The sequence below is a fragment of the Delftia acidovorans NBRC 14950 genome (assembly GCF_001598795.1).
GTDB lineage: Bacteria > Pseudomonadota > Gammaproteobacteria > Burkholderiales > Burkholderiaceae_C > Comamonas > Comamonas acidovorans.
In genome coordinates, this window is the sequence record NZ_BCZP01000012.1 from 110,225 (window position 1) to 136,404 (window position 26,180).

General features: G+C 67.7%; 21 protein-coding genes. 8 read left to right on the top strand and 13 right to left on the bottom strand.

Annotation, left to right across the window (positions count from 1 at the left end; genetic code table 11):
- Positions 1-82 precede the first annotated feature (82 nt).
- The 3 genes from DA1_RS17045 (at position 83) to DA1_RS17055 (ending at position 4,490) form a co-directional block, all read left to right on the top strand.
- On the top strand, positions 83-1,417 hold the full coding sequence (locus tag DA1_RS17045; protein ID WP_034392721.1) for a sigma-70 family RNA polymerase sigma factor: 1,335 nt from the start codon (positions 83-85) through the stop codon (positions 1,415-1,417).
- Positions 1,418-1,597: 180 nt separating this feature from the next.
- Complete coding sequence (locus DA1_RS17050; protein WP_230590771.1) at positions 1,598-3,943, top strand: TonB-dependent receptor; 2,346 nt, start codon at positions 1,598-1,600, stop codon at positions 3,941-3,943.
- A 43-nt stretch (positions 3,944-3,986) separates the two neighbouring features.
- Complete coding sequence (locus DA1_RS17055) at positions 3,987-4,490, top strand: flavodoxin family protein (protein ID WP_017405227.1); 504 nt, start codon at positions 3,987-3,989, stop codon at positions 4,488-4,490.
- A 58-nt stretch (positions 4,491-4,548) separates the two neighbouring features.
- Here the strand turns inward: DA1_RS17055 and DA1_RS17060 are convergent, their stop codons facing one another.
- From DA1_RS17060 to DA1_RS17080, 6 genes are all read right to left on the bottom strand, one after another.
- Positions 4,549-5,757 carry a tetratricopeptide repeat protein gene (locus DA1_RS17060; RefSeq protein ID WP_230590772.1) on the bottom strand — a complete coding sequence of 403 codons (1,209 nt, stop codon included), beginning with the start codon at positions 5,755-5,757 and terminating at the stop codon, positions 4,549-4,551.
- Positions 5,758-5,897: 140 nt separating this feature from the next.
- A complete protein-coding gene (locus DA1_RS17065; protein WP_034392730.1) occupies positions 5,898-6,359 on the bottom strand; it encodes a hypothetical protein in 462 nt (153 codons plus the stop codon).
- 3 nt (positions 6,360-6,362) lie between these two features.
- A complete protein-coding gene (locus DA1_RS17070) occupies positions 6,363-6,776 on the bottom strand; it encodes a peptidoglycan recognition protein family protein (RefSeq protein ID WP_307187011.1) in 414 nt (137 codons plus the stop codon).
- Between the two features lie 12 nt (positions 6,777-6,788).
- Complete coding sequence (locus tag DA1_RS31500) at positions 6,789-6,971, bottom strand: peptidoglycan recognition protein family protein (RefSeq protein WP_307186968.1); 183 nt, start codon at positions 6,969-6,971, stop codon at positions 6,789-6,791.
- 245 nt (positions 6,972-7,216) lie between these two features.
- Positions 7,217-7,684 carry a hypothetical protein gene (locus DA1_RS17075; RefSeq protein ID WP_034392733.1) on the bottom strand — a complete coding sequence of 156 codons (468 nt, stop codon included), beginning with the start codon at positions 7,682-7,684 and terminating at the stop codon, positions 7,217-7,219.
- A gap of 96 nt (positions 7,685-7,780) precedes the next feature.
- Positions 7,781-8,719: a DMT family transporter gene (locus DA1_RS17080; RefSeq protein ID WP_034392736.1), complete on the bottom strand. Its 939-nt coding sequence runs from the start codon at positions 8,717-8,719 to the stop codon at positions 7,781-7,783.
- 145 nt (positions 8,720-8,864) lie between these two features.
- On the opposite strand from DA1_RS17080, the gene DA1_RS17085 reads away from it, so the two are divergent.
- Positions 8,865-9,797: a LysR family transcriptional regulator gene (locus DA1_RS17085; RefSeq protein WP_034392739.1), complete on the top strand. Its 933-nt coding sequence runs from the start codon at positions 8,865-8,867 to the stop codon at positions 9,795-9,797.
- On the opposite strand, the gene DA1_RS17090 is transcribed toward DA1_RS17085, so the two are convergent.
- The 3 genes from DA1_RS17090 to DA1_RS17100 are packed head-to-tail and all read right to left on the bottom strand — an operon-like array spanning position 9,794 to position 13,078.
- The gene (locus DA1_RS17090; RefSeq protein WP_034392742.1) at positions 9,794-11,359 is read right to left on the bottom strand and encodes a PhnE/PtxC family ABC transporter permease; all 1,566 of its coding nucleotides are present in this window, start codon (positions 11,357-11,359) and stop codon (positions 9,794-9,796) included. The two genes, DA1_RS17085 and DA1_RS17090, sit on opposite strands and share 4 nt — an antisense overlap.
- On the bottom strand, positions 11,350-12,174 hold the full coding sequence (locus DA1_RS17095) for a phosphonate ABC transporter ATP-binding protein (RefSeq protein ID WP_034392744.1): 825 nt from the start codon (positions 12,172-12,174) through the stop codon (positions 11,350-11,352). The genes DA1_RS17090 and DA1_RS17095 overlap by 10 nt, the downstream gene beginning before the upstream one ends.
- Before the next feature lie 19 nt (positions 12,175-12,193).
- Positions 12,194-13,078, bottom strand: a complete 885-nt coding sequence (locus DA1_RS17100) for a putative selenate ABC transporter substrate-binding protein (RefSeq protein WP_034392747.1) — start codon at positions 13,076-13,078, stop codon at positions 12,194-12,196.
- A 583-nt stretch (positions 13,079-13,661) separates the two neighbouring features.
- Here DA1_RS17100 and lldP point away from each other — a divergent pair.
- The 4 genes from lldP to dld are packed head-to-tail and all read left to right on the top strand — an operon-like array spanning position 13,662 to position 19,078.
- Complete coding sequence (gene lldP, locus DA1_RS17105; protein ID WP_034392749.1) at positions 13,662-15,344, top strand: L-lactate permease; 1,683 nt, start codon at positions 13,662-13,664, stop codon at positions 15,342-15,344.
- A gap of 20 nt (positions 15,345-15,364) precedes the next feature.
- Positions 15,365-16,171: a transcriptional regulator LldR gene (lldR, locus tag DA1_RS17110; RefSeq protein WP_012205183.1), complete on the top strand. Its 807-nt coding sequence runs from the start codon at positions 15,365-15,367 to the stop codon at positions 16,169-16,171.
- A 10-nt stretch (positions 16,172-16,181) separates the two neighbouring features.
- Entirely contained in the window at positions 16,182-17,321 is a 1,140-nt protein-coding gene (lldD, locus tag DA1_RS17115; protein ID WP_012205184.1) for an FMN-dependent L-lactate dehydrogenase LldD, read from the top strand.
- On the top strand, positions 17,318-19,078 hold the full coding sequence (dld, locus tag DA1_RS17120) for a D-lactate dehydrogenase (protein ID WP_034392751.1): 1,761 nt from the start codon (positions 17,318-17,320) through the stop codon (positions 19,076-19,078). The genes lldD and dld overlap by 4 nt, the downstream gene beginning before the upstream one ends.
- Before the next feature lie 43 nt (positions 19,079-19,121).
- On the opposite strand, the gene DA1_RS17125 is transcribed toward dld, so the two are convergent.
- The 4 genes from DA1_RS17125 to DA1_RS17140 all read right to left on the bottom strand — a co-directional run bounded on the left by DA1_RS17125 (position 19,122) and on the right by DA1_RS17140 (position 26,137).
- Positions 19,122-20,630 (bottom strand): aldehyde dehydrogenase family protein, encoded by a 1,509-nt coding sequence (locus DA1_RS17125; RefSeq protein ID WP_034392754.1) that lies wholly within the window; start codon positions 20,628-20,630, stop codon positions 19,122-19,124.
- 42 nt (positions 20,631-20,672) lie between these two features.
- On the bottom strand, positions 20,673-21,554 hold the full coding sequence (locus tag DA1_RS17130) for a transporter (protein ID WP_034392756.1): 882 nt from the start codon (positions 21,552-21,554) through the stop codon (positions 20,673-20,675).
- 117 nt (positions 21,555-21,671) lie between these two features.
- The gene (locus DA1_RS17135; RefSeq protein ID WP_034392758.1) at positions 21,672-23,795 is read right to left on the bottom strand and encodes a PQQ-dependent dehydrogenase, methanol/ethanol family; all 2,124 of its coding nucleotides are present in this window, start codon (positions 23,793-23,795) and stop codon (positions 21,672-21,674) included.
- A 143-nt stretch (positions 23,796-23,938) separates the two neighbouring features.
- Positions 23,939-26,137, bottom strand: coding sequence for a TonB-dependent receptor domain-containing protein (locus DA1_RS17140; RefSeq protein WP_034392761.1), 2,199 nt, complete (start codon positions 26,135-26,137; stop codon positions 23,939-23,941).
- Between the last annotated feature and the right edge of the window lie 43 nt (positions 26,138-26,180).

The following is a 26,180-nucleotide window of genomic DNA, read 5'->3' on the forward strand; positions in this document are numbered from 1 at the left end:
GCCCGGCGGCCGGGCCGGCCTGGATCAAACAAAACTAGAATGATAGTCATTCTCGTTGTCGATTCCTCACCTCCCCCCGGCCATGCCCACCCCTTCCGCCTCCTGGACCGCTGCGCGCTGGCACCAGCTTTTCTGTGCCTGCCAGCAGCAACTGGTGTCCTATCTGGCCGGCAAGACCGGCAGCCGTGATGAGGCGCAGGAACTGGCCCAGGAAACCTGGCTGCGCCTGGCCGATGCGCCGCCGCAACTGCCCGATGGCAGCTCGCCCACGCTCGAAGCCGCGCGGGCCTACCTGTTTGCAACGGCCAAGCATCTGGCGATAGACAGGCTGCGCCAGCGCGGTGCGCAGCAGCGCTGCATGGACGACTGGGCGCAATTGCAGCCCGGGGCCGAAGGCGATGTGGCCGACCGCGCCATGTACCGCCAAGCGCTGGCCGTGGTGGAGCGCACGATTGCCGGCCTGCCCGAGCGCATGCAGGCCGCCTTGCTGGCACACCGCCTGCATGGCGAGCGGCAGGCCGACATCGCCCGGCGTCTGCAGGTCTCCCTGAACACCGTGGAGCGCGACCTGATGCAGGCCGATGCCTGCCTGGAAGCCGCCTTGCTGCGCTGGCGCGGCGGGGTGGAGGCGGGCTTGCAGGCCTCTTCCAGAAAGCGGCGGCGGCGTGCCCTGGGTGCGCTGCTGGGCGTGGCCGGCATGGCCTGCACGGCCTGGCCCGCCTGGCAGATGTGGAGCCGCCGCGTGCTGTGGCAAGGTGAACTGGCCAGCGCCACGGGCGTGCAGCGCAGCCTGGAATTGCCCGATGGCAGCGTACTGCGCGTGGACGCCGCCAGCCGCGTGGCGCTGACCTACCGTGCCCACCTGCGACAGGCACGGCTGCTGGAAGGCGCCGCCTTCTTTGCCGTGGCCCGCGATGCGGCACGGCCCTTTGTGGTGGAGGCCGGCCCCCTGCGCGTGACCGTGCTGGGCACGCGCTTTGGTGTGGAACTGGAGCCCGATGCGGTGCGGGTGCAGGTGGAGTCGGGCCAGGTGCGGGTGGAGCATGCGGCCACCGGACGCAGCCAGTTGCTGCAGGACAGCCAGTCGCTGCGCATTCCCCTGGACGGCGGCGAAGGAGATGCCGATGGCGCTGCATGGCAACCGCAGCTCCAGCAACGGCCTGCGGCCTGGCGCGAGGGCGAACTGGTCTTCGAACAGGAACCGCTGGGCCGCGTCGTCCACCGGCTGGGCCGCTACACGCGGCGCCGCCTGGTGATGGAGGAGGGCGCGGCGCAACTGGCCATCAGCGGCCATGTGCGCATTGCCCAGACCGAGCGATGGTTGCGCGGGCTGCCGCAGTTCGCCCCGGTGCAGGTCAGCGTGCTGGACGACGGCGGCCTGCGGATTGCGCGGCGCGGCGGGCGCGCGGAGCCGTGAAGTTTTTTTCAGGGTTTTTGGGAGTGACTCGTATTTGCATATGAAAGGCCGGGCGCCCTGCCTGTGCCGGCGATTCGCAATGAGCCTGTCTTCCAGAAAGTCCTTATGTCCGCTCCCAAGTCCTCCCGATTCCGCCTCCGTCTCCGCCGCACAGCGGTTTTTCATGCATGTGCAGGCCTGGTGCTGGGCCTGCAACTGCAGTTGGCCGCCGCGCAATCGGTGTCCTTCGACGTGCCGGCCCAGCCGCTGGCCCAGGCGCTGAGCCAGTTTGCGCGCCAGGCGGGGCTGCAGCTCACCTACTCCTCCGAACTGGTGCAGGGCCGGCAGGCCCCGGCGCTCAACGGCAGCCACGATGTGCGCCAGGGCCTGGCGGCATTGCTGCAGGGCAGCGGCCTGCAGGGGCGCATCGAGGGCGGCACGCTGACCCTGCTTCCCGCTGCGGCCCATGCGCCCGACAACCTGCCGGAGAACGCGCACCGCCTGTCCGAGATCACCGTGACGGCCGGCGACCAGTATGTGAGCCTGCTGCCCGCACCCTACGCCGGCGGGCAGGTGGCCAAGGGCGTGCGCCTGGGCGTGCTGGGCAATACCGGCAACATGCAGGCGCCGTTCAGCACCACCAGCTACACGTCCGAGGCCGTGCGCAACCAGCAGGCCGGCACCATTGCCGAGGCGGTGAACCGCGACCCTTCCGTGCGCTACACCGTGCTGCCGGGCGGCAACGTGGACAACCTCTATATCCGGGGCTTTCCGATCTGGGAAGGCAACTCGGGCGAGATCGCCTTTGACGGCATCTACGGCATTGCCCCCAACTACCGCGTGCGCACCGAGTACGTGGACCGCATCGAGGTGGTCAAGGGGCCGGGCGCGCTGCTGTTCGGCATGTCGCCCAACGGCTCGGTGGGCGGGGTGATCAACATCGCGCCCAAGCGCGCCAATGAAGATGTGGCGCGGCTGACCACGGGCTGGACTTCGGACAGCCTCTGGCGTGCCCACGCCGACGTGGGCCGGCGCTTTGGCGACGAGGCCCAGTACGGCATCCGCGTGAATGCCAGCAAGTACGGCGGCGATACGTCCATGGACCATCAAAGCACCGATGGCCATGTGCTGGCCGTGGCGCTGGACTACGAGGTGGAGCGCTTCCGTGCCACGCTGGACCTGCTCTCGCAGGACGAGCGCATCGACGGCGTGGGCCGGCCCATCATGCCCACGGGGCTCACCTCCATGCCCGCCGCGCCGGATGGCCGGCGCAACGTGACCCAGCCCTGGGAATGGTCCAAGAATCGCGAGCGCGCCGTGCTGCTGCGCACCGAACTGGACCTCACGCAGCAGCTCACGCTGTTCGCCAACATCGGCCAGTCGCGCGCCGATGTGGACCGCATCTACGACTCGGCCCCGCGCCTGACCAGTGCGGCAGGCGCCACCAGCATCACGCCCACCTACGCGGTGTTCGACGTGGACCGCAGCACCATCGACGCGGGCCTGCGCTCGCGCTTTGCGCTGGCCGGTGTCAAGCATTCGGTCACGCTGCAGCTGGCCAGCTACCGCGAGGATTTTCACCGCGCGCTGCAGGCGGGCTCCACCGTGGTGTCCAACATCTATGCGCCCATTGCCCACGCGCCGCAGAGCATTGCGCGGCCTTCGGCCATTCCGCGCATCCACGACAACCGCAACACCAGCCTGGCGCTGGTGGACACGCTCTCGCTGCTGCAGGACAGGCTGCAACTGTCGCTGGGCCTGCGCCACCAGGCCATCAAGTCCACCAACTACAACGTGCTCACGGGCGGCGCCGCCAATGTCTACGACGAGCGCGTGACCACGCCGGCCGTGGGCGTGGTCTGGCGCCAGGCGCCGAACTGGAGCCTCTACGCCAACTACATCGAAGGCCTGAGCAAGGGCGACATCGCGCCGCCTGCGGCCAGCAACTACGGCGAGGTGCTGCGCCCCTACAAGAGCCGCCAGTACGAAGTGGGCAGCAAGTACGACTTCGGCAGCTTCATGGCCACGGCCGCCCTGTTCAGCATTGAAAAACCCAGCGGCGGCCTGGACCAGGGCGTCTACAAGACCAATGGCGAGCAGCGCAACCTGGGCATGGAGCTGTATGCCTACGGCGAGGCCGCGCGCGGCCTGCGCCTGCTCGGTGGCGTGACCTGGCTCAAGCCCGAGATCACGCGCTCGGCCACGCCTGCGCTGGTGGGCAACCGGCCCATCGGCACCTCGCGCCTGCTGGCCAACCTGGGCGTGGAATGGGATGTGCCCGCTCTTGAGGGCCTGACCCTGGTCGGCGACCTGGCCTACACCGGCGCCCAGTTTGTGGACCAGGCCAACCGCCTGCGCATCCCGGGCTGGACACGCACCGACCTGGGCCTGCGCTATGCCACCCGCATCGCAGGCCGCAAGACCACGCTGCGCGCCACGGTGCAGAACGTGGCCGACCGCAAGGCCTGGGCCGGTGTCACGTCCTGGGGCGCGGTCTCGCCGATGATTCCGCGCACCTTCGTGGTGTCGGCTTCGGTGGATTTCTGAGGTCGGCGCGGTGGCTGGGCGGGCCGCGCTCTATGCTTGAGGCATGAACGCAAGCAAGACCCTGCTGATCGTCTACCACTCCATGACCGGCGGCACCCGCCAGATGGCCGAGGCCGCGCGCGACGGCGCAGCGGCCGAAGGCCAGGGCGTGCAGGTGCGCCTGCTGCACGCCTGCGAGGCCGGCCCGGACGATGTGCTGTCCGCCGACGGCTACCTCTTCGCCACCCCGGAAAACCTGGCCGCCATCAGCGGCCAGCTCAAGGACTTCTTCGACCGCAGCTACTACGCGGCGCTGGACCGCATCAACGGCCGGCCCTATGCCAGCCTCATCTGCGCCGGCAGCGACGGCCAGAATGCGGCCCGCCAGATCGCCCGCATCGCCACCGGCTGGCGCCTCAAGCCCGTGGCCGAGCCCCTGATCATCTGCACCCACGCCCAGACCACCGAAGCCATCCTGGCGCCCAAGCAGATTGCCGCAGCTGAGCTGGAGCAGTGCCGGGCGTTGGGGGAGGCGATGGGGGCCGGGCTGGCGCTGGGGGTCTTTTGAGGGTTGCCAGCATCTTGGGTGCCCTACATTTCTTGGTGGCCCGGTCGCCCGGTGTGGCTCAGCCGAACAGGCGCGACCAGAATCCGCCTTTTCCACCCACCTGCTGCCGGGCTCCCTGCATGTGGGCGCGTATGCCGAGCAATTGGGCATCGCCCGGATCGTGGCGCAGGGCGATCTCGACCAGTTCAGGCTGAAGGTGCGAGGCCTTGAGCTGGCCCAGGGCCCTGAGGGCGGTGACCTTGTGCGCATGAACGAAGCTCATGCTGCGAACTTCCCATTGCGCCTGCTGTTGCTGCGGCGAAAGCTGCGCATAGCGGCGCTCGGCTTCGGCCACGATGTCGAGGACGTCCTGGTGGTGGCCGGTCTCGTTGAGATAGGCGCATGCGGTCTGCGCGCAGTCCAGATGCAGGCCGGTGTCAAGCGCGTAGTCCTCCATCAGCAGCAGTGACAGGTCGGTGGCTTGCTTGCGGTTCCCCAGTTGCCGATAGGCATGGCGCAGGTTTTCCAGCAGGGCCTGGAAACAGGTCTGCTGCAGCCCGGCTTCGAGGACGGCTGCCGCCTGCTCGTACTGTTCATGTGCGTTGTACAGCACGCCCAGGTTGTTGCAGCACATGGCATAGGTGTGGATGTCCAGCGCGGCGGGCGCGGCCTCCTGGCCGTTTGCCGGCGTGCCGGCGCTGGCGAAGCGCTCCAGACAGCGTTCGTAGAGTGTGGTCTGCAGGCGCTCGATTTCCTGCAGGGCCGCTGCATCCGTGTCGGGGCGCTTCCACTTGCCCACGGTCACGCCGGCCGTGTAGTAGTCGGGTGCCGCCGGGCTATCAGCCAACTCGGGATAGGAAAAGATGCTGCGCCAGGGCACGGCATGCTCCATCTCGAAAATGCGGGCTTGCAAGTCCACCTGGGGCTGCAAGGCATGAGACTTGCGGTAGGCGGCCAGCGCGGGCTCGGGTTCGTCCAGCCAATAGTGGGCACTGCCCAAATAGCGGTGTCCATAGGCATTGCCTGGTGACATTGCCAGTGCGCGCTGCGCCCATTCGCCGACTTGGCGCAATGCCGCACTGCGGTCCTCGGTGAATTGGTCACTGGAATCGAGATACACCAGGCACAGCATCAGCCATGACCATTCGCTACCCTGGCCTGATTCGGCAGTGGCCTGAATGCTGGTCAAGAGGCTGGCAATCGCTTCGTTGTCCAGATGGCTGAAAACCGTGGTGCCGGCCCATAGCGCATGCATGCGCGCGTGGTCGCCCTGGCTGAAGGAATGCATTCCTTGGGAAATCAGTCGGTCCATGGTCTGTTGGGAATATTGTGGGAGGCGCCATCGTATCCGCTGTGTTTGACAGGAGGATGGGGCATCACTCAATCGGAGTGATTAGACGCCTTTGTAGAAAATGTCTGAACAACAGGTCAAAGCCCCGTCAACTGCGGCAATGCCTTCTCGCAGGCCTTGCGGCACAGGTAGCGCAGGTCCTGTTCACCATCTTCACTGCGCAGGTAGCCGGCACCGGCGGCGTTGATGTTCCATTCATAGACCTTGCCCGAGCGCAGCAGCCGTCCGCTGAAACTGCAGGGCAGGATGATGGATTCCTCGTGGAAGCTGCCAGCCGAAACTTGCTTTGCCGTCGCGAAATAGCGGGCCACGTCGGCGGCGTCCAGGCTGACTTTCTCGCATCCCATGGTCTCGCCCGTGCCCACGGAACGGGTGACCGGGCCGATGACGGAAATGGGTACCGCCTTGGCAGCGTGTTTGGGCGTGGATGTGGAAGTAGATGAGGCCTGCAGCGGCGCATGCAGGCACAGCATCACGGCAGCCCAGGCGGCAATGCGCAGGCTGCGAGAGGGATTGTTGAAAAGCTGGCTGGATGGCATGGCTCAGGCTCCCGTGAAGATGTAGCGCAGCAATTGGGCGCCTTCGGTCGCTTCCTTGCGGGCAATGGCGCCGTGGGAGTAGACATCGGACAGAAGCTTGAGCTTGTAGTGGTCCACCAATTGCTGGGTCAGCCATTTGGTCTGGAACAGCTGCGATTGGGTGGGCGCCTCGTAATCCTTGGTCGATGGCAGGAAACGGCCCACCACCTCGATGCCCACGGAGTCGCTGTTGGCCGGATAACGCAACGGATAGGCCTTTGTGTTCTCGTGCGATGACACATTCTTGGCTCGCTTGCTGAAGCTCAGGCCCTTTTGGTGCAGCAGGGCATTGATGTTCTTGAGTTCCGTGGGATCGCAGGTGCTCTCGTTGACGCAGCGTGGCTGAAGAATTCCCACATGCCAGCAGATCTTTTCCAGACTGGCGGTTTGTTAGATCTTCCCGTCCTTCTCGATCAGAAAGTGCGCCCCCGTCTTCTGGCCGCTCTTGTAGGCATTGAGCACGCTGGCTGCCGTGGACGAGTCAGTGCGGTGTAGCACGATGGATGTGACGGACAGCAAGGCGCCGTGCTCTATGGATGGATAGGTCTTGACTTCGACGCTTTTGTCTACCATCAATCCTTTTTCGATAGTGGCCAATTATTTCTCCCTCTGTATTCCGGCTGAATGAATGCGAATGGCGGAAAGCCGGGAGAGCATACGTGGCAGAGGGATATGAATGATTCAAAATGTACAATTCATGCCTGATTGGAAATATCTTGAAACAATTAAGGGGATTTATGAAGTCTTGATGAATGGTGAGCGCATGTGTTCATGTCTTTGCATCGGCCATGAAGTACCTCATGGCCTTGTACACCTGTCTAATGGGTTTTGATTTCGATGATCATTCCGAAGATAAACGCAATCCCCAACCCAAAAATAGTGCCAAGAGAATTCAGGAAAATATATTCAAGATCCGTAGAAAACGGACCATTCATGGAAAAAATCAGAGAAATGCCAAGATATGGAATGGAGCCTGCGATGGCTCCATAAATCGAAAGATTCAATAGTGTCAAAAGGTTGTGTTTATTCAGCATGAATATGCCAGGCAGACCCAGAATGACGAAGCCTGTATAGCTGCAGGCCCAAATCGGGAAGATCAGCAAGCCGATCCAGCTGTCCCCGCTGATTCTTGCTGTGGCAAGAATTGCCAATATCACCGCGGGGAAAAATGGCGCAGCCAAGCATGCGGCAAGCATTCTGGGCGTAATGCAGATAAATGATTGAGTCTGCAACTCATGGGCGTCTGGCCTGACGGAATTCATCCGTTGCGGAATCATTTTTTCCATGATGGAGTGGTGGATTCACAGTTGGAAATGGCTGAAAGGAGTGGCCATCGTATTTGCCCTCTGTGAAGTCAGTGAGAAGTGGCTTGGACCGGCAATTCAGGACTGGCCAGATAGCCGGTGCCCCAGCACCGCCACCACAATGCAGCCCATCCCCGCCCACTGCGCCGCCGACGGCACAGCGCCAAACCAGACCAGGTCCACCAGCAAGGCCATGGCGGGGTAGACGAAAGACAGTGCCGCAATGGCGGGCGCCGGCAGCCGCTGGAATGCGGCATACATCACCGTGTACATGAAGGCCGTATGGACCAGTCCCAGGGTCAGCACCATGGAGGCGGCCCGCGTTGACAGCAACTGCGGGCTGGCTGCGGCGATATGGGTGAGCAGGGGCAGGGCCCACAGGCTCAGTACCAGTCCGCCCGCCAGCATCTGCAGCATGGCGATCTGGGCCGAGGGCATGTGGCCCAGGCGGCGCGTGGCCACCGTGGTGCCTGCGTAGAGAGCGGCGGCCAGCAGGGCCAGGGCGACGCCGACCCACGCGCCTGTTCCAGCATGCGATGCATCCATGCCGTCCAGCCCGACCAGGCCGCTGCTCAGCGCCACCCCCAGCAGGGCCAGCAGCAGCCAGGGCAGCTTGCGGCGTTCGACGGGCTCGCCCTGCAGCGCCGAAAGAGCCAGCAGCATGAAGGGCTGCACGTGGTAGACCACGGTGGCCACGGCGATGGAGCTGTAGTGGTAGGCGCTGAAGAGGGCGACCCAGTTCAATACCAGGGCGATGCCGCCCCCGGCCAGCCACAGCCATTCCCGGCCTTGGGGTTTGACCCATTCGCGCCGCCAGGCCAGCCACAGGCCCAGGCCCAGTGCGCCCAGCACGCAGCGGGCGAATACGACCAGCAGCGGCGGCAGCGCGCTTTCCACGACGAGCAGGCCGATGGTGCCCGACAGCGCCATGGCCAGCAGCATGCGCCAGGTGCCGCCCTGGCTGGTTCGGGGCCGTGTGGGTGAGGTTGCAGAGGTGAGGCTGGGGCTGTGGGACATGGTGTCGATTCCTGGGCGCGCTTCGGTATGGAGCGCATGGCCGTATCTTGCGGACCCTTCAATCAATCAACAATCCACCAGTCATTCAAATTAATATTGCCTGCCATGCAACAAATACCGGAGTAGCGCCTTGCTCGATACCGCCATGCCCCTGGATGAAATGCTGGTCTTCGCCCGTGTGGTGGAGCACCAGAGCTTTGCGGGAGCGGCCCGGCAGCTGGGGCTGACGACCTCGGCCGTGAGCCGCAGCGTGGGGCGGCTGGAGGCGCATTTCGGGCTGCGGCTGCTGCAGCGCACCACGCGCTCGCTGTCGCTGACCGAGGCGGGGGCCGAGATCCACCAGGCCTGCCTTCGGCTGGTGGCGGATGCCCAGGCCGTGCAGGCGCTGGCCGGCCAACTGCGCCAGCAGCCGCGCGGGCTGCTGAAGATCAGCGCGCCGGCCGTGCTGGGCGATCTCTGGCTGTCGCCACTGCTGCCGGGCTTTTGCGCGCGCTGGCCTGAGGTACAGGTGCAGGTGGACATGACGGACCGCATGGTGGACCTGGTGGCCGAGGGGCTGGACCTGGGCCTGCGCATCAGCGTGCGCGGCCAGATCGCGCCGGGGCTGGTGGCGCGGCCGCTCAAGACCATCCGCTATGTGCTGGTGGCCACGCCCGGCTATCTGGCGCGGCATGCGCAGATCACGGAGCCCGGACAACTGCTGGCGCATCCCTTCATCAGCCTGGGCTACGGGCAGTTCCAGAACGAGGTGGAATTGCGCCCGCTCCACCCTGCGGCCGCGCCCGCCACGCGTCTGCTGGTGAATACGCCCATCACCATTGCCAGCAGCCTGGGCATCATCCAGGCGCTGCAGCAGGGGCCGGGCATTGGCGTGGTGGCCGACTTTGCCGCGCAGGCGGCGCTGCAGGCCGGGCAGCTGGCGCCCGTGCTGCCGGGCTGGGCGCTGTGCGGCAAGTACGCGCCGCGCGTGGTGCATGCGGTCTATGCGCCCACGCGCCATGTGCCGCTGAAGCTGCGGGCGCTGATCGACTACCTGGTCGAGGTGGAGGGTGAGGGCGCCGCGGCCCCCACCACCTAACCCATGCGCCTTCGCAGCGCCGCGCTGGCCCAGTCCACGGCCACGGACAGTGCCAGCATGGCGATGATGACGGTGCTGGCCTGGGCGTAGTGGAACAGCGACAGCTCGAAGTACAGCAGCTGCCCCAGCCCGCCCGCGCCCACGAAGCCCAGGATGGCGGCCATGCGGATGTTCATCTCCCAGCGGTACAGCGTATAGGCCAGCAACTGCGGCGCGGCGCCGGGCAGCGTCGCGTAGAGGAAGGCCATGGCGCGGCCGCTGCCGGACAGGCGCAACGCTTGGGTGGGGGCGGCGGGCTGGTTCTGCAGGGCCTCGGCATAGAGGCGCCCCAGCACGCCGGCCGTGTGCAGCGCCAGCGCCAGCGCGCCTGCGAACGGGCCCAGGCCCACGGCCAGGGCGGTGATGGTGGCCCAGACCAGCTCGGGCACGGAGCGCAGCACGTTGAGCACCAGGCTCCAGGGAGCGCGCCAGCGCGGCAACGCCAGCAGCAGGCCCAGCACGGCCGCCAGCAAGGTGCCGACCACGGAGATGGCCAGCGTCTCCCACACGCCCACGGCCACCTTGCGCAGCCATTCGGCGCTGGTGTCGGGCGGGAAGAAGCTGATGACGAATTCCAGCATGGACCGGCCCGCCGCGCCGGTGAACAGCGAGGGCAGGTCCATCTCCAGCATGGCAAAGCTGGCGACCACGCCCAGCGCCAGGGCGGCGCAGGTGAGGGCGCTGCGCCAGCCCCAGGCGCTGGCACGCGCGGCGGGTGGCGTGTCCAGCGCGCGGCGCAGGCCGCGCGAGAGCAGGTCTGCACCCCAGACCAGCAGCATGAAGGTCAGCAAGATGGTGCTGGCCTCGCCGCCGTTGAGCATCTTCATGGCCTGGTCCATGAGCTGGCCCAGGCCGCCCGCACCCACAAAGCCCATGACCACCGAGGCGCGTATGGCGCACTCCCAGCGGTAGACGGTGTACGAGGTCAGCTCGCGCGCTGCCTGGGGCAGCAGGCCGTAGAGCATGGCCAGCGGCCGGCGCGCGCCCGCCTGCGCCAGGGCACGCGCGGGCGCGGGGTCGGCCGATTCCAGGATTTCCGCATAGACCTTGGCCAGCATGCCGCCATAGGTCAGGCCCAGGGCCAGCACGCCGGCCGCCGGCCCCAGGCCGAAGACGCGCACGAAGACCAGGGCCCAGACCAGCTCGGGCACGCCGCGCAGGATGGTGAGCAGGCCGCGCGTGACGGGATTGAGCGCCCGCCGCTCGCGCGCGGCGCCCGTGACCAGGTAGGCCAGCGGCACGGCCAGCACAAAGGCCAGGGCCATGCCGGCCGTGGCAATGGCCAGGGTCTCCAGCGTGGCGCGGCCCAGGTAGCCCAGGAAGTCGCGCCCGGTTTCGGGCGGAAGAAACGTGGCCAGAAAGCGGCCTATGACCTGCAGGTTGCCGGGATCGAACAGCGCGCCCAGGCTGAAGCCCGCACCCTGGAACAGCGGCCACAGTACGACGGCGGCCAGTACCAGGGCGCCGAGGCGGCGGGGCGCGGCGGGGTCACGCAGCGCGTGCAGATCGGAACTCAACGGCATGCGGATGCGGACAGCGGTGCGGCAAAGGCGGCGGGCGCGGGTGTCCACGCAGGGCGGGAGGGATCATCGCCAGGATGCTCGGACCCATACAGCGCACACAGATGTTCCTGCGTGACTTCAGCCGCCGGCAGGTCGAAGGCGATGGCGCCATCGCGGATGCCCACGATGCGCGCAAAGCAGGCCAGCGCCAGGTCCACGGCATGCAGGCTGGCGACCAGGGTGGCGCCGCGCGCGGCCGCTTCGTGCACCAGCAGTTGCACGGTGGACAGGGCCAGGGCCGGGTCCAGCGCGGCCACGGGCTCGTCGGCCAGGATGAGCTCGGCCTGCTGGTAGAGCACGCGGGCGATGCCCACGCGCTGCAGCTGCCCGCCAGAGAGCTGGTCGCAGCGCGCGAACAGCTTGTCTGCCAGCTGCACGCGGGCCAGGGCCTCGCATGCGCCAGCGGTGTCCTGTGGGTACAGCAGCGAAGCCAGCGCCTTCCAGGCCGGCCACCGGCCCAGCCGCCCGGCCAGCACGGCCGTGACCACGCGCTGGCGCGGCGGTATGGGCGGCGCCTGGTGCACCGTGCCGATGCGCGCGCGCAGCAGCCGGGGAGCACCTGCGCTGGACGCAGGCACCTCGTCGCCCAGCACGCTGCGCCGGCCCTGGCTGGGCGCCAGCGCCGTGCCGATGACGGACAGCAGCGTGGTCTTGCCCGCGCCCGAGGGGCCGATCAGCGCAATGGCCTCGCCCTGGCGTGCGGCCAGCGTCACGCCGCGCAGCGCAATGCCGCCGCCGGCGTGGGTCAGGCCCACGCCTTCCAGTTCAAAGCTCATGGATTGCGCCTGCTGCGGCCTACTTGAGCAGGCCGGCCGACCTGGCGGCAGCCTCGATGCCTTCGTAGTTCGAGGCCTGGGTGGGCACGAAGCGCGCGGCGCGCTGCAGCTCCAGGATGGCCTTGTGCTCGGGCTTGGCCGGGTCCAGCGCCAGGAAGGCGTCGGTCAGCTTCTTGACCAGGGCCGGGTCCAGGTCGCCGCGCACGGTCCAGTTGTAGTCGAAGTAGGGCGGCGTGGTGGCGAACACGCGCACCTTGCTGGTATCGACCTTCTTGGTCTCCACCAGCTTGTCCCAGACCGATGCGTTGAGCACGCCGGCCTCGGCCTTGCCTGCGGCCACGAAGGCCACGGTGGCGTCATGCGCGCCGGAGAAGGCCACGGTCTTGAAGTCCTTCTCGGGGTTGATGCCGTCCTGCTGCAGGAAAAAGCGCGGCATCAGGCTGCCTGAGGTGGACGAGGGCGCGCCAAAGGCGAAGCTCTTGCCCTTGAGGTCGGCCAGGGTCTTGATGGCGGGGTTGGCCGTGATGAACTTGGAGGTGAACTTGGCGTCTTCCTCGCGCTGCACGATGGGGATGGCCGTGCCGTTGGTGCGGATCTTGGCCTGCACGAAGGTGAAGCCGCCCAGCCAGGCCAGGTCCAGCTTGCGCGTGGCCAGCGACTCGACCACGGCGGCGTAGTCGGTCACGGGCGTGAACACCACCTTCATGCCGGTCTGGGCCGAGAGGTACTTGCCCAGCGGCTCGAACTTGCGCTGCAGCTCGGTGGGGGCTTCATCCGGGATGGCCGAGACGCGCAGCACGGCGGGTTCGGCGGCCAGCGCAGGCAGGCTGGACAGGGTGGAGGCGGCCAGCACGCAGGCAGCCGCCTGGCGCAGCGCCGAGCGGCGCGCAGGAATGTGGTTCATGGATGAGCTCCGTTCAATCAGCCACCGCCGTCCGGATACACGGCGGTTTAATGGGCGCCCGGGATGACCGGGCGCCGAAGGTACAAGGGCGGTACACCGACCGCTGAGGCTGCATTGTAGGGAGCGGGCTTTTCCGTTGGGGACGTCAGGCATGAGCGCCGGACCTGCGGGCACAGCGCTGCCGCCGATCTTTTTCCCGCGTGCGCTGCGTTTGTGCACCGCCTGGGGCCTTGCCTGGCCGGGGACTTGAGCATGCGTTGCACCAAAACATCCATGATTGGTCTGACCAATAAACATCGTGGTGCATTATCTGCACTCTTTTAGGTGTTTACCCTGTTCATCTGCCCACTTGAAAGCTCTGAGAATCGCACCACTTCGCGCAATGGTCTGAATTTTGGTTTAATTGGTTGGACCAATTTGCCAATGGCCCACAAGGCGCCAGCGCGGGGAACACTCCCGGTCACCGTTGCAGCCAGCCAGCAGACATCCAGTGCGGATCGCACCGCATGCCAACGCTGTAACGAGAGGGAGTGGCCGACAAGGGGCGCTTACCGCGCCCTCCCCATCATCTAGAGACACGGTCATGCAAACCATCTGGCAGCAGAACTACGATCCCGCCGGGAACATCTGGATCTCGGCGCTGATCGCGCTGATTCCCATCATCTTTTTCTTCCTGGCGCTGACCAGGTTCCGTCTCAAGGGCTACCAGGCCGGCACCGTCACCGTGGCGCTGGCGCTGGGCGTGGCGCTGCTGTTCTACAAGATGCCAGTGAGCGCGGCGCTGGCCTCGGCCGTGTACGGCTTCTTCTACGGCCTGTGGCCCATTGCCTGGATCATCGTGGCGGCCGTGTTCCTCTACAAGATTTCGGTCAAGACGGGGCAGTTCGACGTGATCCGCTCGTCCATCCTGTCGGTCACGCCCGACCAGCGGCTGCAGCTCATCCTGGTGGGCTTTTGCTTCGGCGCCTTCCTGGAGGGTGCGGCCGGCTTCGGCGCGCCCGTGGCCATCACGGCCGCGCTGCTGGTGGGCCTGGGCTTCAAGCCGCTTTATGCGGCCGGGCTGTGCCTGATCGCCAACACGGCGCCCGTGGCCTTCGGCGCCATGGGCATTCCCATCATCGTGGCCGGGCAGGTCTCGGGCGTGGATGCATTCGCCATCGGCCAGATGGCCGGCCGCCAGCTGCCCTTCATGACCGTGCTCGTGCTGTTCTGGCTGATGGCCATCATGGACGGCTGGCGCGGCGTCAAGGAAACCTGGCCCGCCGTGCTGGTGGGCGGCGGCTCCTTCGCCGTGGTGCAGTTCCTCACGGCCAACTACATCGGCCCCGAGCTGCCGGACATCACCTCGGCCATCGTCTCGCTGGTGGCGCTGACGCTGTTCCTCAAGGTCTGGCAGCCCAAGCGCATCTTCCGTTTCGACACGGAAGGCGAGGGCGGCAAGGCTGCGGCAGTTGCAGCACCGGCCATCACCTCCGGCGCACCGCTGACAGCAGGCGCCGTCATCAAGGCCTGGTCGCCCTTCATCATCCTCACGGCCATGGTGACGATCTGGAGCATCAAGCCCTTCAAGGCGCTGTTCGCCGCAGGCGGCCCGCTGGCCTCCACCGTCATCAACATCCCCGTGCCCTTCCTGCACAACCTGGTGGAGAAGACGCCGCCCGTCGTGGCCGCCGCTGCGCCCTACGGCGCGGTCTACACCTTCAACTGGCTGCTGGCCACCGGCACGGCCATCCTGATCGCGGCGCTGATCACCATCACCTTCACGCGTCTGTCTCCCGCCAAGGCCGTGGCCACGCTGGGCGAGACCTTCAGGGAACTGGCCGTGCCGATCTACTCCATCGGCATGGTGCTGGCCTTCGCCTTCGTGGCCAACTACTCGGGCCTGTCGGCCACGCTGGCCCTGGCGCTGGCGCACACGGGGCAGGCGTTCACGTTCTTCTCGCCCTTCCTGGGCTGGATCGGCGTGTTCCTGACGGGCTCGGACACCTCGGCCAACGCGCTGTTCGCCGCGCTGCAGGCCACCACGGCGCAGCAGCTGGGCCTGCCCCAGGTGCTCACGGTGGCGGCCAACACCACGGGCGGCGTGACGGGCAAGATGATCTCGCCCCAGTCCATCGCCATTGCCTGCGCGGCCGTGGGCCTGGCAGGCCGCGAGTCGGACCTGTTCCGCTTCACGGTCAAGCACAGCCTGATGTTCGCCGTGATCATCGGGGTGATCACGACGCTGCAAGCCTATGTGTTTACGTGGATGATTCCTGGTCACTGAAAACACCAGAGAGTTCCCCCATGCGCGTTGCCGATCAAGTTGTCGAGAAATTGCTTGCCCTGGTGCAGGCCAGCGGAGTGCAGCCCGGACAGCGGCTGCCCGCGGAACGGCAACTGGCGGCCGAGCTGGGTGTCTCGCGCACCTCGGTGCGGGAGGCCATACAGAAACTCACCAGCCAGGGCGTGCTGGTGGCGCGGCGCGGCGATGGCACTTACCTGCAGGAGCCGGCGCCGGCTGCCGAGCCTGCGGACTGGCTCAAGGACGCCATGCGGCCGCTGGCCGGCCTGATGGAGTCCGACTCCCACTACCGCTACGACGTGCTGGAAACCCGCCATGCGCTGGAGACCAGCACGGCCTGGCTGGCCGCCCAGCGCGCCACGGAGCGCGACAAGGACCATATCCAGCGCTGCTTCGAGGTGATGATCCAGCACCAGCAAAGCGGCCACGCCGAGCTGGCGGCGCGTGCCGATGCGCAGTTCCACCTGGCCATTGCCGAGGCCTCGCACAACCTGGTGCTGGTGCAGGTCATGCACAGCCTGTTCACCGTGGTGCTGTCCACGGTGGAGCGCAACCGCCACGACATGTTCCGCCTGAGCGCGCCCCAGACCCTGCAGGAGCTGACCGTGCAGCACCAGAGCCTCATGCAGGCCATCCTGGACGGCGACCCGCAGCGCGCCCGCGAATGCATCGGTGAGCACCTGGAGCATGTGCGCACCACCATCCAGCGCCTGGACGAGGACCGCGCGCGGCGCGAGCGCTCCATGCGGCTGCCTCTGGACGCTGCGCCCGCGCTGCTGCCCACTTCAGACCTGATACGAAAGACATGAGACACCCATCATGATCATCTCCTCCACCTCCGACTACCGTGCGGCGGCGCAAAAGCGCCTGCCGCCTTTCCTGTTCCACTACATCGACGGCGGCGCCTATGCCGAGCAGACGCTGCGCCGCAATGTGGAAGACCTGGCCGCCGTGGCGCTGCGCCAGCGCGTGCTCAAGGACATGAGCCGGCTGGACACCAGCATCGAGCTGTTCGGCGAGAAGCTGTCTATCCCCGTGGCGCTGTCGCCCGTGGGCCTGACGGGCATGTACCGCCGCCGTGGCGAGGTGCAGGCCGCACGCGCGGCCGACGCCCATGGCATTCCTTTCACCATGTCCACGGTCTCGGTCTGCCCCATCGAAGAGGTGGCGCCCAAGATCAAGCGCCCCATGTGGTTCCAGCTCTATGTGCTCAAGGACCGGGGCTTCATGCAGAACGCGCTGGAGCGCGCCCAGGCGGCCGGCTGCTCCACCCTGGTCTTCACCGTGGACATGCCCGTGCCCGGCGCGCGCTACCGCGATGCGCATTCGGGCATGAGCGGCCCGAATGCCGCCATGCGCCGCTACTGGCAGTCGGTCACGCATCCGGCCTGGTCCATGGACGTGGGCCTGCTGGGCCGCCCGCATGACCTGGGCAACATCTCGGCCTACCGGGGCAGCCCCACGGGCTTGGCCGACTACATCGGCTGGCTGGGCGCCAACTTCGATCCCTCCATCTCCTGGAAGGATCTCGAATGGATACGTGCCTTCTGGAAGGGCCCCATGGTCATCAAGGGCATCCTGGACCCCGAGGACGCCAAGGACGCCGTGCGCTTTGGCGCCGACGGCATCATCGTCTCCAACCATGGCGGCCGCCAGCTCGACGGCGTGCTGTCCTCGGCCCGCGCGCTGCCGGCCATTGCCGATGCGGTCAAGGGCCAGATCAAGATCCTGGCCGACTCCGGCATCCGCAACGGCCTGGACGTGGTGCGCGCCATCGCCCTGGGCGCCGACTGCGCCATGATCGGCCGCGCCTTCATCTACGCCCTGGCCACCTCCGGCGAGGCAGGCGTCAAGCACCTGCTGGAACTATTGGAAAAGGAAATGCGCGTGGCCATGACGCTGACCAGCGTGAGCAAGGTATCCGACATCACCGGCGACCTGCTGGTGCGCCAGCCATGAGCGCGCTGCAGACTCCGGTCGTCTCCCGCGAGGCCCTGCTGCTGCAGTTGCGCGAAGCCGTGGGCACCGCCCATGTGCTCACCGACGACCAGGCCACGCGCCGCTTTCGCAAGGGCCACCGCACGGGCGAAGGGCCGGTGCTGGCCGTGGTGCGGCCCGCGACGCTGCTGGAGCAGTGGAAGGTGGTGCAGGCCGCCGTGGCGGCCGGGCGCATCGTCATCATGCAGGCCGCCAACACGGGCCTGACGGGCGGCTCCACGCCCGACGGCGCGGACTACGACCGCGAGATCGTGCTCATCAACACCTTGCGCATCACCGGCGTGCAGGTCATTGGCGGCGGCGCCCAGGTGGTCTGCCTGCCCGGCGCCACGCTGGACCGGCTGGAGCAGGCGCTGGCACCGCTGGGGCGCGAGCCGCATTCGGTGATCGGCTCGTCGTGCATCGGCGCCTCGGTGCTGGGCGGCATCTGCAACAACTCGGGCGGCGCCCTGGTGCGGCGCGGCCCGGCTTACACCGAGCTGGCGCTGTACGCGCGCGTCTGCGACGACGGCTCGCTGGAACTCGTCAACCACCTGGGCATCGCCCTGGGCCGCACGCCCGAGGAAATCCTCACGCGGCTGCAAAACGGCGACTACACCGAAGCCGACATCGCACACGATGCGCAGCGCGCCGCCTCCGACCCGCGCTACGCCGAGGCCGTGCGCGCCGTGGACGAGGACACGCCCGCGCGCTTCAACGCCGACCCTTCGCGCCTGTTCGAGGCCTCGGGCTCGGCCGGCAAGCTGTGCCTGTTCGCCGTGCGGCTGGACACCTTTCCCAAGGAGCCCAGCACCGTCTTCTATATAGGCAGCAATGCGCCCGACGACCTCACGGCCGTGCGCCGCGAGCTGCTGACCGCGCTGCCGCGCCTGCCGATCGCGGGCGAGTACATCCACCGCACGGCCTACGACATCGGCGAGAAATACGGCAAGGACACCTTCCTGCTGATCGACCGCTTCGGCACGGCCAGGGTGCCGGCCGCCTTCGCCCTCAAGAGCCGCGTGGACGGCTTCTTCGAGCGCTTCGGCCTGCGCGGCGTCACCGACCGCGTGATCCAGGCGCTGACCAACCTGCTGCCCAGCCACCTGCCCGCGCGCATGCGCCAGTGGCGCGACCGCTACGAGCACCACCTGCTGGTGCGCGTGTCCAACGACACGGCCGAGGCCACGCGTGAATTCCTCACGCGGCACTTCAGCGGCAGCACCACGGGCGGCTGGTTCGAGTGCGATGCCGACGAGGGGCGCAAGGCCTTCCTGCACCGCTTCGCCATCGCGGGCGCGGCCATCCGCTACCGCGAGGTGCACCGCGCCCAGGTCGAGGACATCGTGGCCCTGGACGTGGCCCTGCGCCGCAACGACCGCGAATGGGTGGAGCAGCTGCCCGCCGAGGTCGAGCGCGACATGGTCCACAAGCTCTACTACGGCCACTTCTTCTGCCATGTCTTCCACCAGGACTACATCGTCAAGAAGGGCGTGGACCCGCTGGCCATGGAGCACCGCATGTGGGAACTGCTGGACGCGCGCCGCGCCGAGTACCCGGCCGAGCACAACGTGGGCCACCTGTACGTGGCCAAGCCTGCCCTGGCGGGCTTCTACCGCGAACTGGACCCGACCAACACCTTCAACCCCGGCATAGGCCACACCTCGCGCAAGCTGGGCTGGGAGGAGTGCTGCGACCGGCCGGGGGGATGGCCCAAGGGGTACTCGGAGGCCTCCTGAAGCCAGGTGCAGGCGGGCCAGGGAGCGGCCCGCCGTATCCGACTCACAGATTGATGAACACCGACTTGGTCTCCAGGTAGGCATCCAGCGCGGTGCGGCCCATGTCGCGGCCCATGCCGGACTGCTTGTAGCCGCCGAAGGGCATGCCCGGGTCCAGGGTGCTGTGGCAGTTGACCCAGACCGTGCCGGACTGGATCTTGGGGATCAGCCGGTGGACCTTGGACAGGTTGTTGGACCAGATGCTGGCGCCCAGGCCGTAGGGCGTGTCGTTGGCCCAGGCGGCGACTTCGTCCAGGTCGTCATAGGGCATGGCCACGAGCACGGGGCCGAAGATTTCCTCGCGGGCCACGCGGTGGTCGTGCTGCACGCCGGTCATCACCGTGGGCTGCACGAAGTAGCCGCGCTGGCCTGCGCGGGCGCCGCCCGTCACCACCTCGGCGCCCTGGCTGCGGCCTATGTCGATGTAGCTGCAGACGCGCTCCATCTGCTCCTGCGAGACCAGCGGGCCCATCTGCGCGCTGGGGTCCAGGCCATGGCCCAGGGTGAGCTGGGCGGCTTGGTCGGCCACGTCGGCCACCACGCGGTCGAACATGCTCTTGTGCACGTACAGGCGCGAGCCCGCGCAGCAGACCTGGCCATGGTTGAAGAAGATGGCATTGGCCGCACCCGCCGCAGCCGTGGCGGGATCGCAGTCGTCCAGCACGATGACGGGGGACTTGCCGCCCAGCTCCAGCGTGATGCGCGTCATGTTGTCCATGCAGGCATGGCCGATGAGCTTGCCCACCTCGGTCGAGCCCGTGAAGCTGACCTTGTTGACCAGCGGGTGCGAGACCAGGGGCGCGCCCGTGCCGGGGCCGTCGCCCGTGACCACGTTGAACACGCCGGGCGGAAAGCCCGCTTCCTGGATCAGCTCGGCCAGCATCAGCGCGGTCAGCGGCGTCTGCTCGGCGGGCTTGAGCACGAGGGTGCAGCCGGCGGCCAGCGCGGGCGCCAGCTTCCAGGTGGCCATGAGCAGGGGGAAGTTCCAGGGCACGACGGCGGCAACCACGCCCACGGGCTCGCGCCGGGTGTAGGTGAACATCTGCGCCTCGGGCGCGAAGGGCACGGAGTGCTCGTGCGTCATGCCCTCGATCTTGGTGGCCCAGCCGGCCATGTAGCGGATGGAGTCGATGGCCATGGCGATGTCCACGGCGCGCGCAATGGCGGCGGACTTGCCGTTGTCCAGCGATTCGACCTCGGCCAGGGCCTGGGCATGGGTCTCCATGAGATCGGCCAGGCGCAGCATCAGGCGCTCGCGCTCCACGGGGCGCATGCGGCCCCAGGGGCCCAGGTGCAGCGCGCGGTGCGCGGCGCGCACGGCCAGGTCCACGTCGGCCGGGCCTGCGCTGGCGACTTCGGCGATCACGGCCTCGGTGGCCGGGTTGACGGTGGACAGGCGCTGGCCGGTCTGGGCTGCCACCCATTGGCCGTCGATGAAGAGGTCATGCGTGCCCCGGTTGAGGAAGGCGCTGGCGCGCTCGGTGATCTGGTGCTGGATGTCGCTGAGGTTCATGGTGTGCTCCTTGGTGGTGGACAGGGGACAGGGGGTGTGGATTCAGAAAACCTGCAGCAGGCGCAGGTTGATGCGGGCGTTCTCCTTGAAGCCCTGGCGCACATGCAGATCGCGGCCCACGGTGGCCAGCAACTGCGTCTTGGGCGCGACAAACACCGCGCCGCCGAAAGAGACCTTGGTGGTGGACTGGCGGTCGCCTTGCGACACGCCGTTGACGTGGGTCTCGCCGCCCGTCAGGTGCGACAGGCCCAGGCGCAGGTCCGATGTGTCCGACAGGTGGTAGCGCAGCAGGCCCTGGAACTGGAACTGCGCCTTTTGCTTGAGCGTGGCGCTATTGGCGCCGAAGTCGTCGTTCTTGCCGAAGACGGTGACATCGGCCGCCAGGTCCATGGTCACGCTCTTGCCCAGCGGCTTGATCCAGCCGGCCTGCAGGGCGGCCTTCCAGCGGTTCTCGCCCAGGCTCAGCGGGTCGTTGCGGTTGTACTGGCCCGTGGGCAGCCAGACAAAGGGGGTGATGCCGAAGTGCTCCTTGTCGCCGGGCTTCGTCAGCCACAGGGTAGCGGCCAGCATCAGGTCGCCCACGCCGGTATTGCTGCCCATGGCCGCGATATCGCGCGAGGCCGACAGGCGCCCGAAGGGCAGCAGGAACTGCGGGTCGATCACATAGTCGCCCAGCTTCATGAAGTGCACGCCGCGCGCTATGCCGATGTCCGAGGTCAGCCTCGGCCGTATCGGCGCCTGGTCGCCATTGGCATAGAGGCTGTCGCGCGTGGCGTGCTGGTAATAGACCATGCCCAGCGTGGTGCCCGGCGGCAGGGCGGTGTAGTCGCCCGCGTCGATATCGACGGCGTGGGCATTGAAGGTGGCGCATGCGGCCATGGCTGCCAGGGCCAGGGATGCGCGGGTGAAGGGCTTGGATGGCATGGCGAAGAGTCCGGTCCGGTGTTTTCAGGCAAAGCCCTGCCCAGGCCTGCTGCAGGACAGCAGGGCCGGGGAGGGGATTGGGAGGTTGGGGGAGGGGAGGAGGGCGGCTCGCGCTGGCTACTTGGGCCGCACCGCGTCGGCCGTGCCCTGGATGAAGGCCTTGATCTTTTCCACGTCGTCCATGCTCAGCTTGCCCGTGAAGTCCGGCATGCCGCGCGACATGGCCGGGCCCTTGAAGATGAACTTGTCCAGGTGCTCGATATAGGCCGGGTCCAGGTAGCCCAGGTTGGGCAGGTTGCCGCCCCGGTCCACGCCGGGCACGCCGTGGCAGAAGGCGCAGTTGCTGACGTACAGGGCCGTGCCCTCGGCCACCAGGCTCTTGTCGTAGGGCACGCCCTGCAGCAGCTTGCCCTGCTGGTAGGCGACGAAGGCAGGCGCCTCGGCCTTGCCGTCCAGCGCGAAGGTGTAGACCGTGCCCGGGCCCTTGCGCTCGGTGTGGCGCGCGGCCAGGCCGTAGACGCCGCCCCAGCCCACGGCGATGGAGACGTACTGGCGGCCATCGACCTCATAGGTGATGGGGGCGGCCACCACGCCCGTGCCCGTGGGCTTTTCCCAGAGCTTCTTGCCGTTGCGCGCGTCATAGGCCACGAAGCGGCCGTCGGCCGTGCCCTGGAACACCAGGTTGCCTGCCGTGGCCAGCGTGCCGCCGTTCCAGGGCGAGGCATGCTCCACGCGCCAGCGCTCCTTTTGCGCCACCGGGTCCCAGGCGATCAGGCGGCCGAAGGGCGTGCTCTTGGGCGGCTCCATGTTGACCAGCGTGGCCGTGTTCCAGCCGATGTTGCTGTGCGGCTCGGGCAGGGAGCCGCCGTTGAACTTCCAGTTCTTGTTGTCCTGCAGGGTCAGCGGCACATGCTGGGCCGGCAGGTAGGCCAGGCCCGTGTCGGGGCTGTAGGACATGGAATGCCAGTTGTGCGCACCGAAGGGGCTGGGGATCACGTCGCGCGCGCGGTCGCCGCTGCGCGCAATCGGCGTCTCGATGGGCCGGCCCTTGGCGTCGTAGCCGCTGGCCCAGTTCACGTCGACGAAGTTCTTGGCCGAGATGAACTGGCCGTTGGTGCGGTCGATGACGAAGAAGAAGCCGTTCTTGGGCGCATGCAGGATGACCTTGCGCGGCTTGCCGCCCACCTTGATGTCGGCCAGCACCATGGGCTGGGTGGAGGTGAAGTCCCAGCTGTCGCCCGGCGTTTCCTGGTAATGCCAGACGTACTCGCCCGTATCGGGGTTCAGCGCCACGATGCTGGCCAGGTACAGGTTGTCGCCACCGGCCGGGCTGCGCTTGGCTTGCGCCCAGGGCGAGCCGTTGCCCGTGCCGATGTACATGAGGTTGAGCTCGGGGTCATAGGCCATGGTGTCCCAGGCCGTGCCGCCGCCACCGGCCTCCCACCACTTGCCGGCCGGGTCCCAGGTCTTGGCAGCGCGGGCCATGGCCTCGTTCTCGAAGGGCTTGGACGGATCGCCTGGCACGGTGAACCAGCGCCATTGCTGGGCACCGGTCTCGGCGTCATAGGCCGTGACATAGCCGCGCACCCCGTACTCGGCGCCGCCGTTGCCGATCAGCACCTTGCCCTTGATGACGCGCGGCGCGCCCGTGATGGTGTAAGAGTAGGCGCGGTCGATGATGGTGTCCTGCTCCCAGACCTTCTGGCCCGTGGCCGCGTCCAGCGCCACCAGGCGGCCATCGAAGGCGCCCACATACACCTTGCCCTTGTAGACCGCCACGCCGCGGTTGACCACGTCGCAGCAGCCCTTGAAGCCGTTGGCGCGGTCCACGCCGGGGTCGTAGCTCCACAGGCGCTTGCCGGTGCGCACGTCCACCGCATGCACCACGCTCCAGCTGGCCGTGACGTACATGATTCCATCGACCACCACGGGCGTGGACTCCACGCCGCGCGTGGATTCCAGGTCATACGACCAGACCAGGCCCAGCCGCTTCACATTGGCCGTGTCCAGCTGCCTGAGTTTGGAAAAGCGCGTCTCGCTGTAGTCCATGCCGTAGCTGGGCCAGTCCTTGGAGCTGCGCGCGTTGTCGCGGATGCTCTGAGAGTCGATGCGCGAGGTGACGGCGCGTATGTGCTCGGGCGAGCCTTTGCTTGGCAGGCCGGCCTGTGCCAGCGTGGCGCCCGGCAGGGCCAGCGCCAGGCCGGCGGCCAGCAGCGTGGAGGAAAGCACGTGGGTCTTCATGTTGTCTCGTCTCCTGTGTGGTTTGTTTTTGCGTGCATGGCGCTGGGGGGCAAGGGCACCATGTGGGAGACGATAAAAAAAGCGGCCTCGGGTCACAACATTCGGACTTTCCCGGGGGCGGATGTGTACCGCCGTGGAACAGCTCAGAACGTCCGGCTGACCGTCACCCCGGCCGACAGCCCGCGTCCCGCACCCGGCTCAAAGAACCGCTGGTTGCCCTCGTTGACGATGACCGACCCTGCAAAGCGCCGGTCGAACAGGTTGTCCAGCCGCACAAAGGTCTGGGCGCTCCACTGCTGCCATTGCCGTGACCAGCGCAGGCTGGAGCCCCAGACGGTGTAGCCGGCCGCGCGGTCGGTGTTGCGGTCGTTCACGGCCACGGGGCCGCTGTGCAGCATGTCCACGGTCCAGGTCCATTGCGGTGACAGCTGCCAGGCCAGTTCGCTCCACAGGCGGCGCGGCGCGGTGCCGGCCAGGCGCGCGCCGGCGTCCACCGGGGCGGTGGGCGTGGTGCAGGGCGTGGCCTCGCAGGTCAGGAAGCTGTCGCGGTAGCGGGCCTGCAGCAGGGTCAGGGCGGTGCTGGCCGTGAGCGGTCCCCATTGCGCGTTGCCCGAGAATTCCAGCCCCCGGCGCAGCGTGCGGCCTGCGTTCTGGTAGGTGGCGCGCCCGCCCGTGTTGGACAGCACGGTGAGCTCGCGCTGGGTATGGGTCTCGAACAGCGTGAGGTTCCAGCCCGCGTTGCCGTGGCGCCCGCGCAGGCCGACCTCGACGGTGTTGTGGGCGCTGGCGGCCAGGCCGGTGTTCATGCCATTTTGGCCACCGGGCCGGTAGGCCACTTCGTTGAGCGTGGGCGTTTCCATGCCCCGGCCCACCGATGCGTGCGCCACCAGGTCCGGCAGCAGGTTCACGCGCAGGCCCAGCGAGGGCAGCCAGCCGCGCCAGGCCATGCTGCCGCTGTCATCGCCATTGCCGGCTGCGATGTAGTGGTCCTCGGAGCGGTAGCGCACGCGCGCCTGGCGCAGGCCGGCGCTCAGGGCCAGGCTCTGCGTGCTCCACTCGGCCTGCAGGTAGGGGTCGGCGGAGCGTGCCTGGTTGCGTTCGTCGCGGCGCAGCCGGCCCTGCACGCCGAGCTGGCTGCCGATGAAGTTCTCGTAGCCGCGCCGGGTTTCGCCCTGCCAGTCGTAGGCCAGGCCTGCCGACCAGTCCAGCCGGCCGCCAGCCACGTCCTCATGGGTGCTGCGCCAGCGCAGGTTCATGCCTGCGTAGTCGCGGTCCAGGTCGATCACGCCGCCTGAATGCGAGGGCGGTGCCTGCGTGGCCACGGGAATGGACTGGTACTGCAGCACGGAGCGCGTACCCGCATAGGCCATGAGTTCCAGGCGCTGGCCCGCGCCGAACTGGTGCTGCCAGGCGGCGCCCAGCTGGCGCTGGCGCACGCTTTTGCGCGTATTGAAGCGCAGCGCGCTGGCCGTGGTCTGGCCGGGGTCGGCTTCGAACTCGGCGCGTGTCAGGCCCAGCGGGTCCTGGGCGCTGGCGCGCTGCTCCTGGTACTGCAGCAGCCACTGGTCGTCGCCCTGCTTGCGTGACAGCTTCATGTGGGCCGTGCTGCGGTCGGCGGCCGACTGGGGGCGCATGCCGTCGGTGGCGAAGCGCTCGATGTGGATGGCATAGCGCCATGGGGCGGAGCCGCCATCCGCCTGGTCCGGTTTTCCGCCATCGATCGTGCCGCGCAGCTGGGTGGACAGGCGCCACAGCCCGTCCGGCCCCACGGCCATGCCGCTGCGCCACAGGCCCGGTTCCTCGCCGTCTTCGGTGTACAGCAGCAGTGCGCCGCCTGCGCTGTTGCCGTAGAGCACGGCGGCCGGGCCGCGCACCACGTCCAGGCGCGCGGCGTTGCCCAGCGTGAAGTTGGCGGCCTGGCCCTGGCCGTCGGGCGCGCCTGCCGGAATGCCGTCCACGTACAAGCGCAGGCCGCGCACGCCAAAGGTGGAGCGCGCACCGAAGCCGCGCACCGAGATCTGCAGGTCCTGTGCGAAGTTCTGGCGGTTCAGCACCACCAGGCCCGGCACGCGCGCCAGGCTCTCGGACAGGTTGATCTGCATCTGCCCGTCTCGCAGCACGGCGCCTTCCACGCTGTCGATGGCGGCAGTGGCGCGCCACAGGTCGGGGCCGGCGCCGGGCTGGCTGGCCGTGATGACCACGGGGGCGAGCAGGGCCTCGCTGGAGTCCTGCGCTGCGTCCGCCGCGTGGGCGGGCAGGGCGTGCAGCGTACAGGCCAGTGCGGCGCCCAGGGTGAGCAGGGCGGGCCAAGTGTGTCTTGTGCTGTGTGGGGAGCGTGTCATTGCGGGCGGGCCTGTGGCGATGCCCGAGGTTACCGAGCCCGGC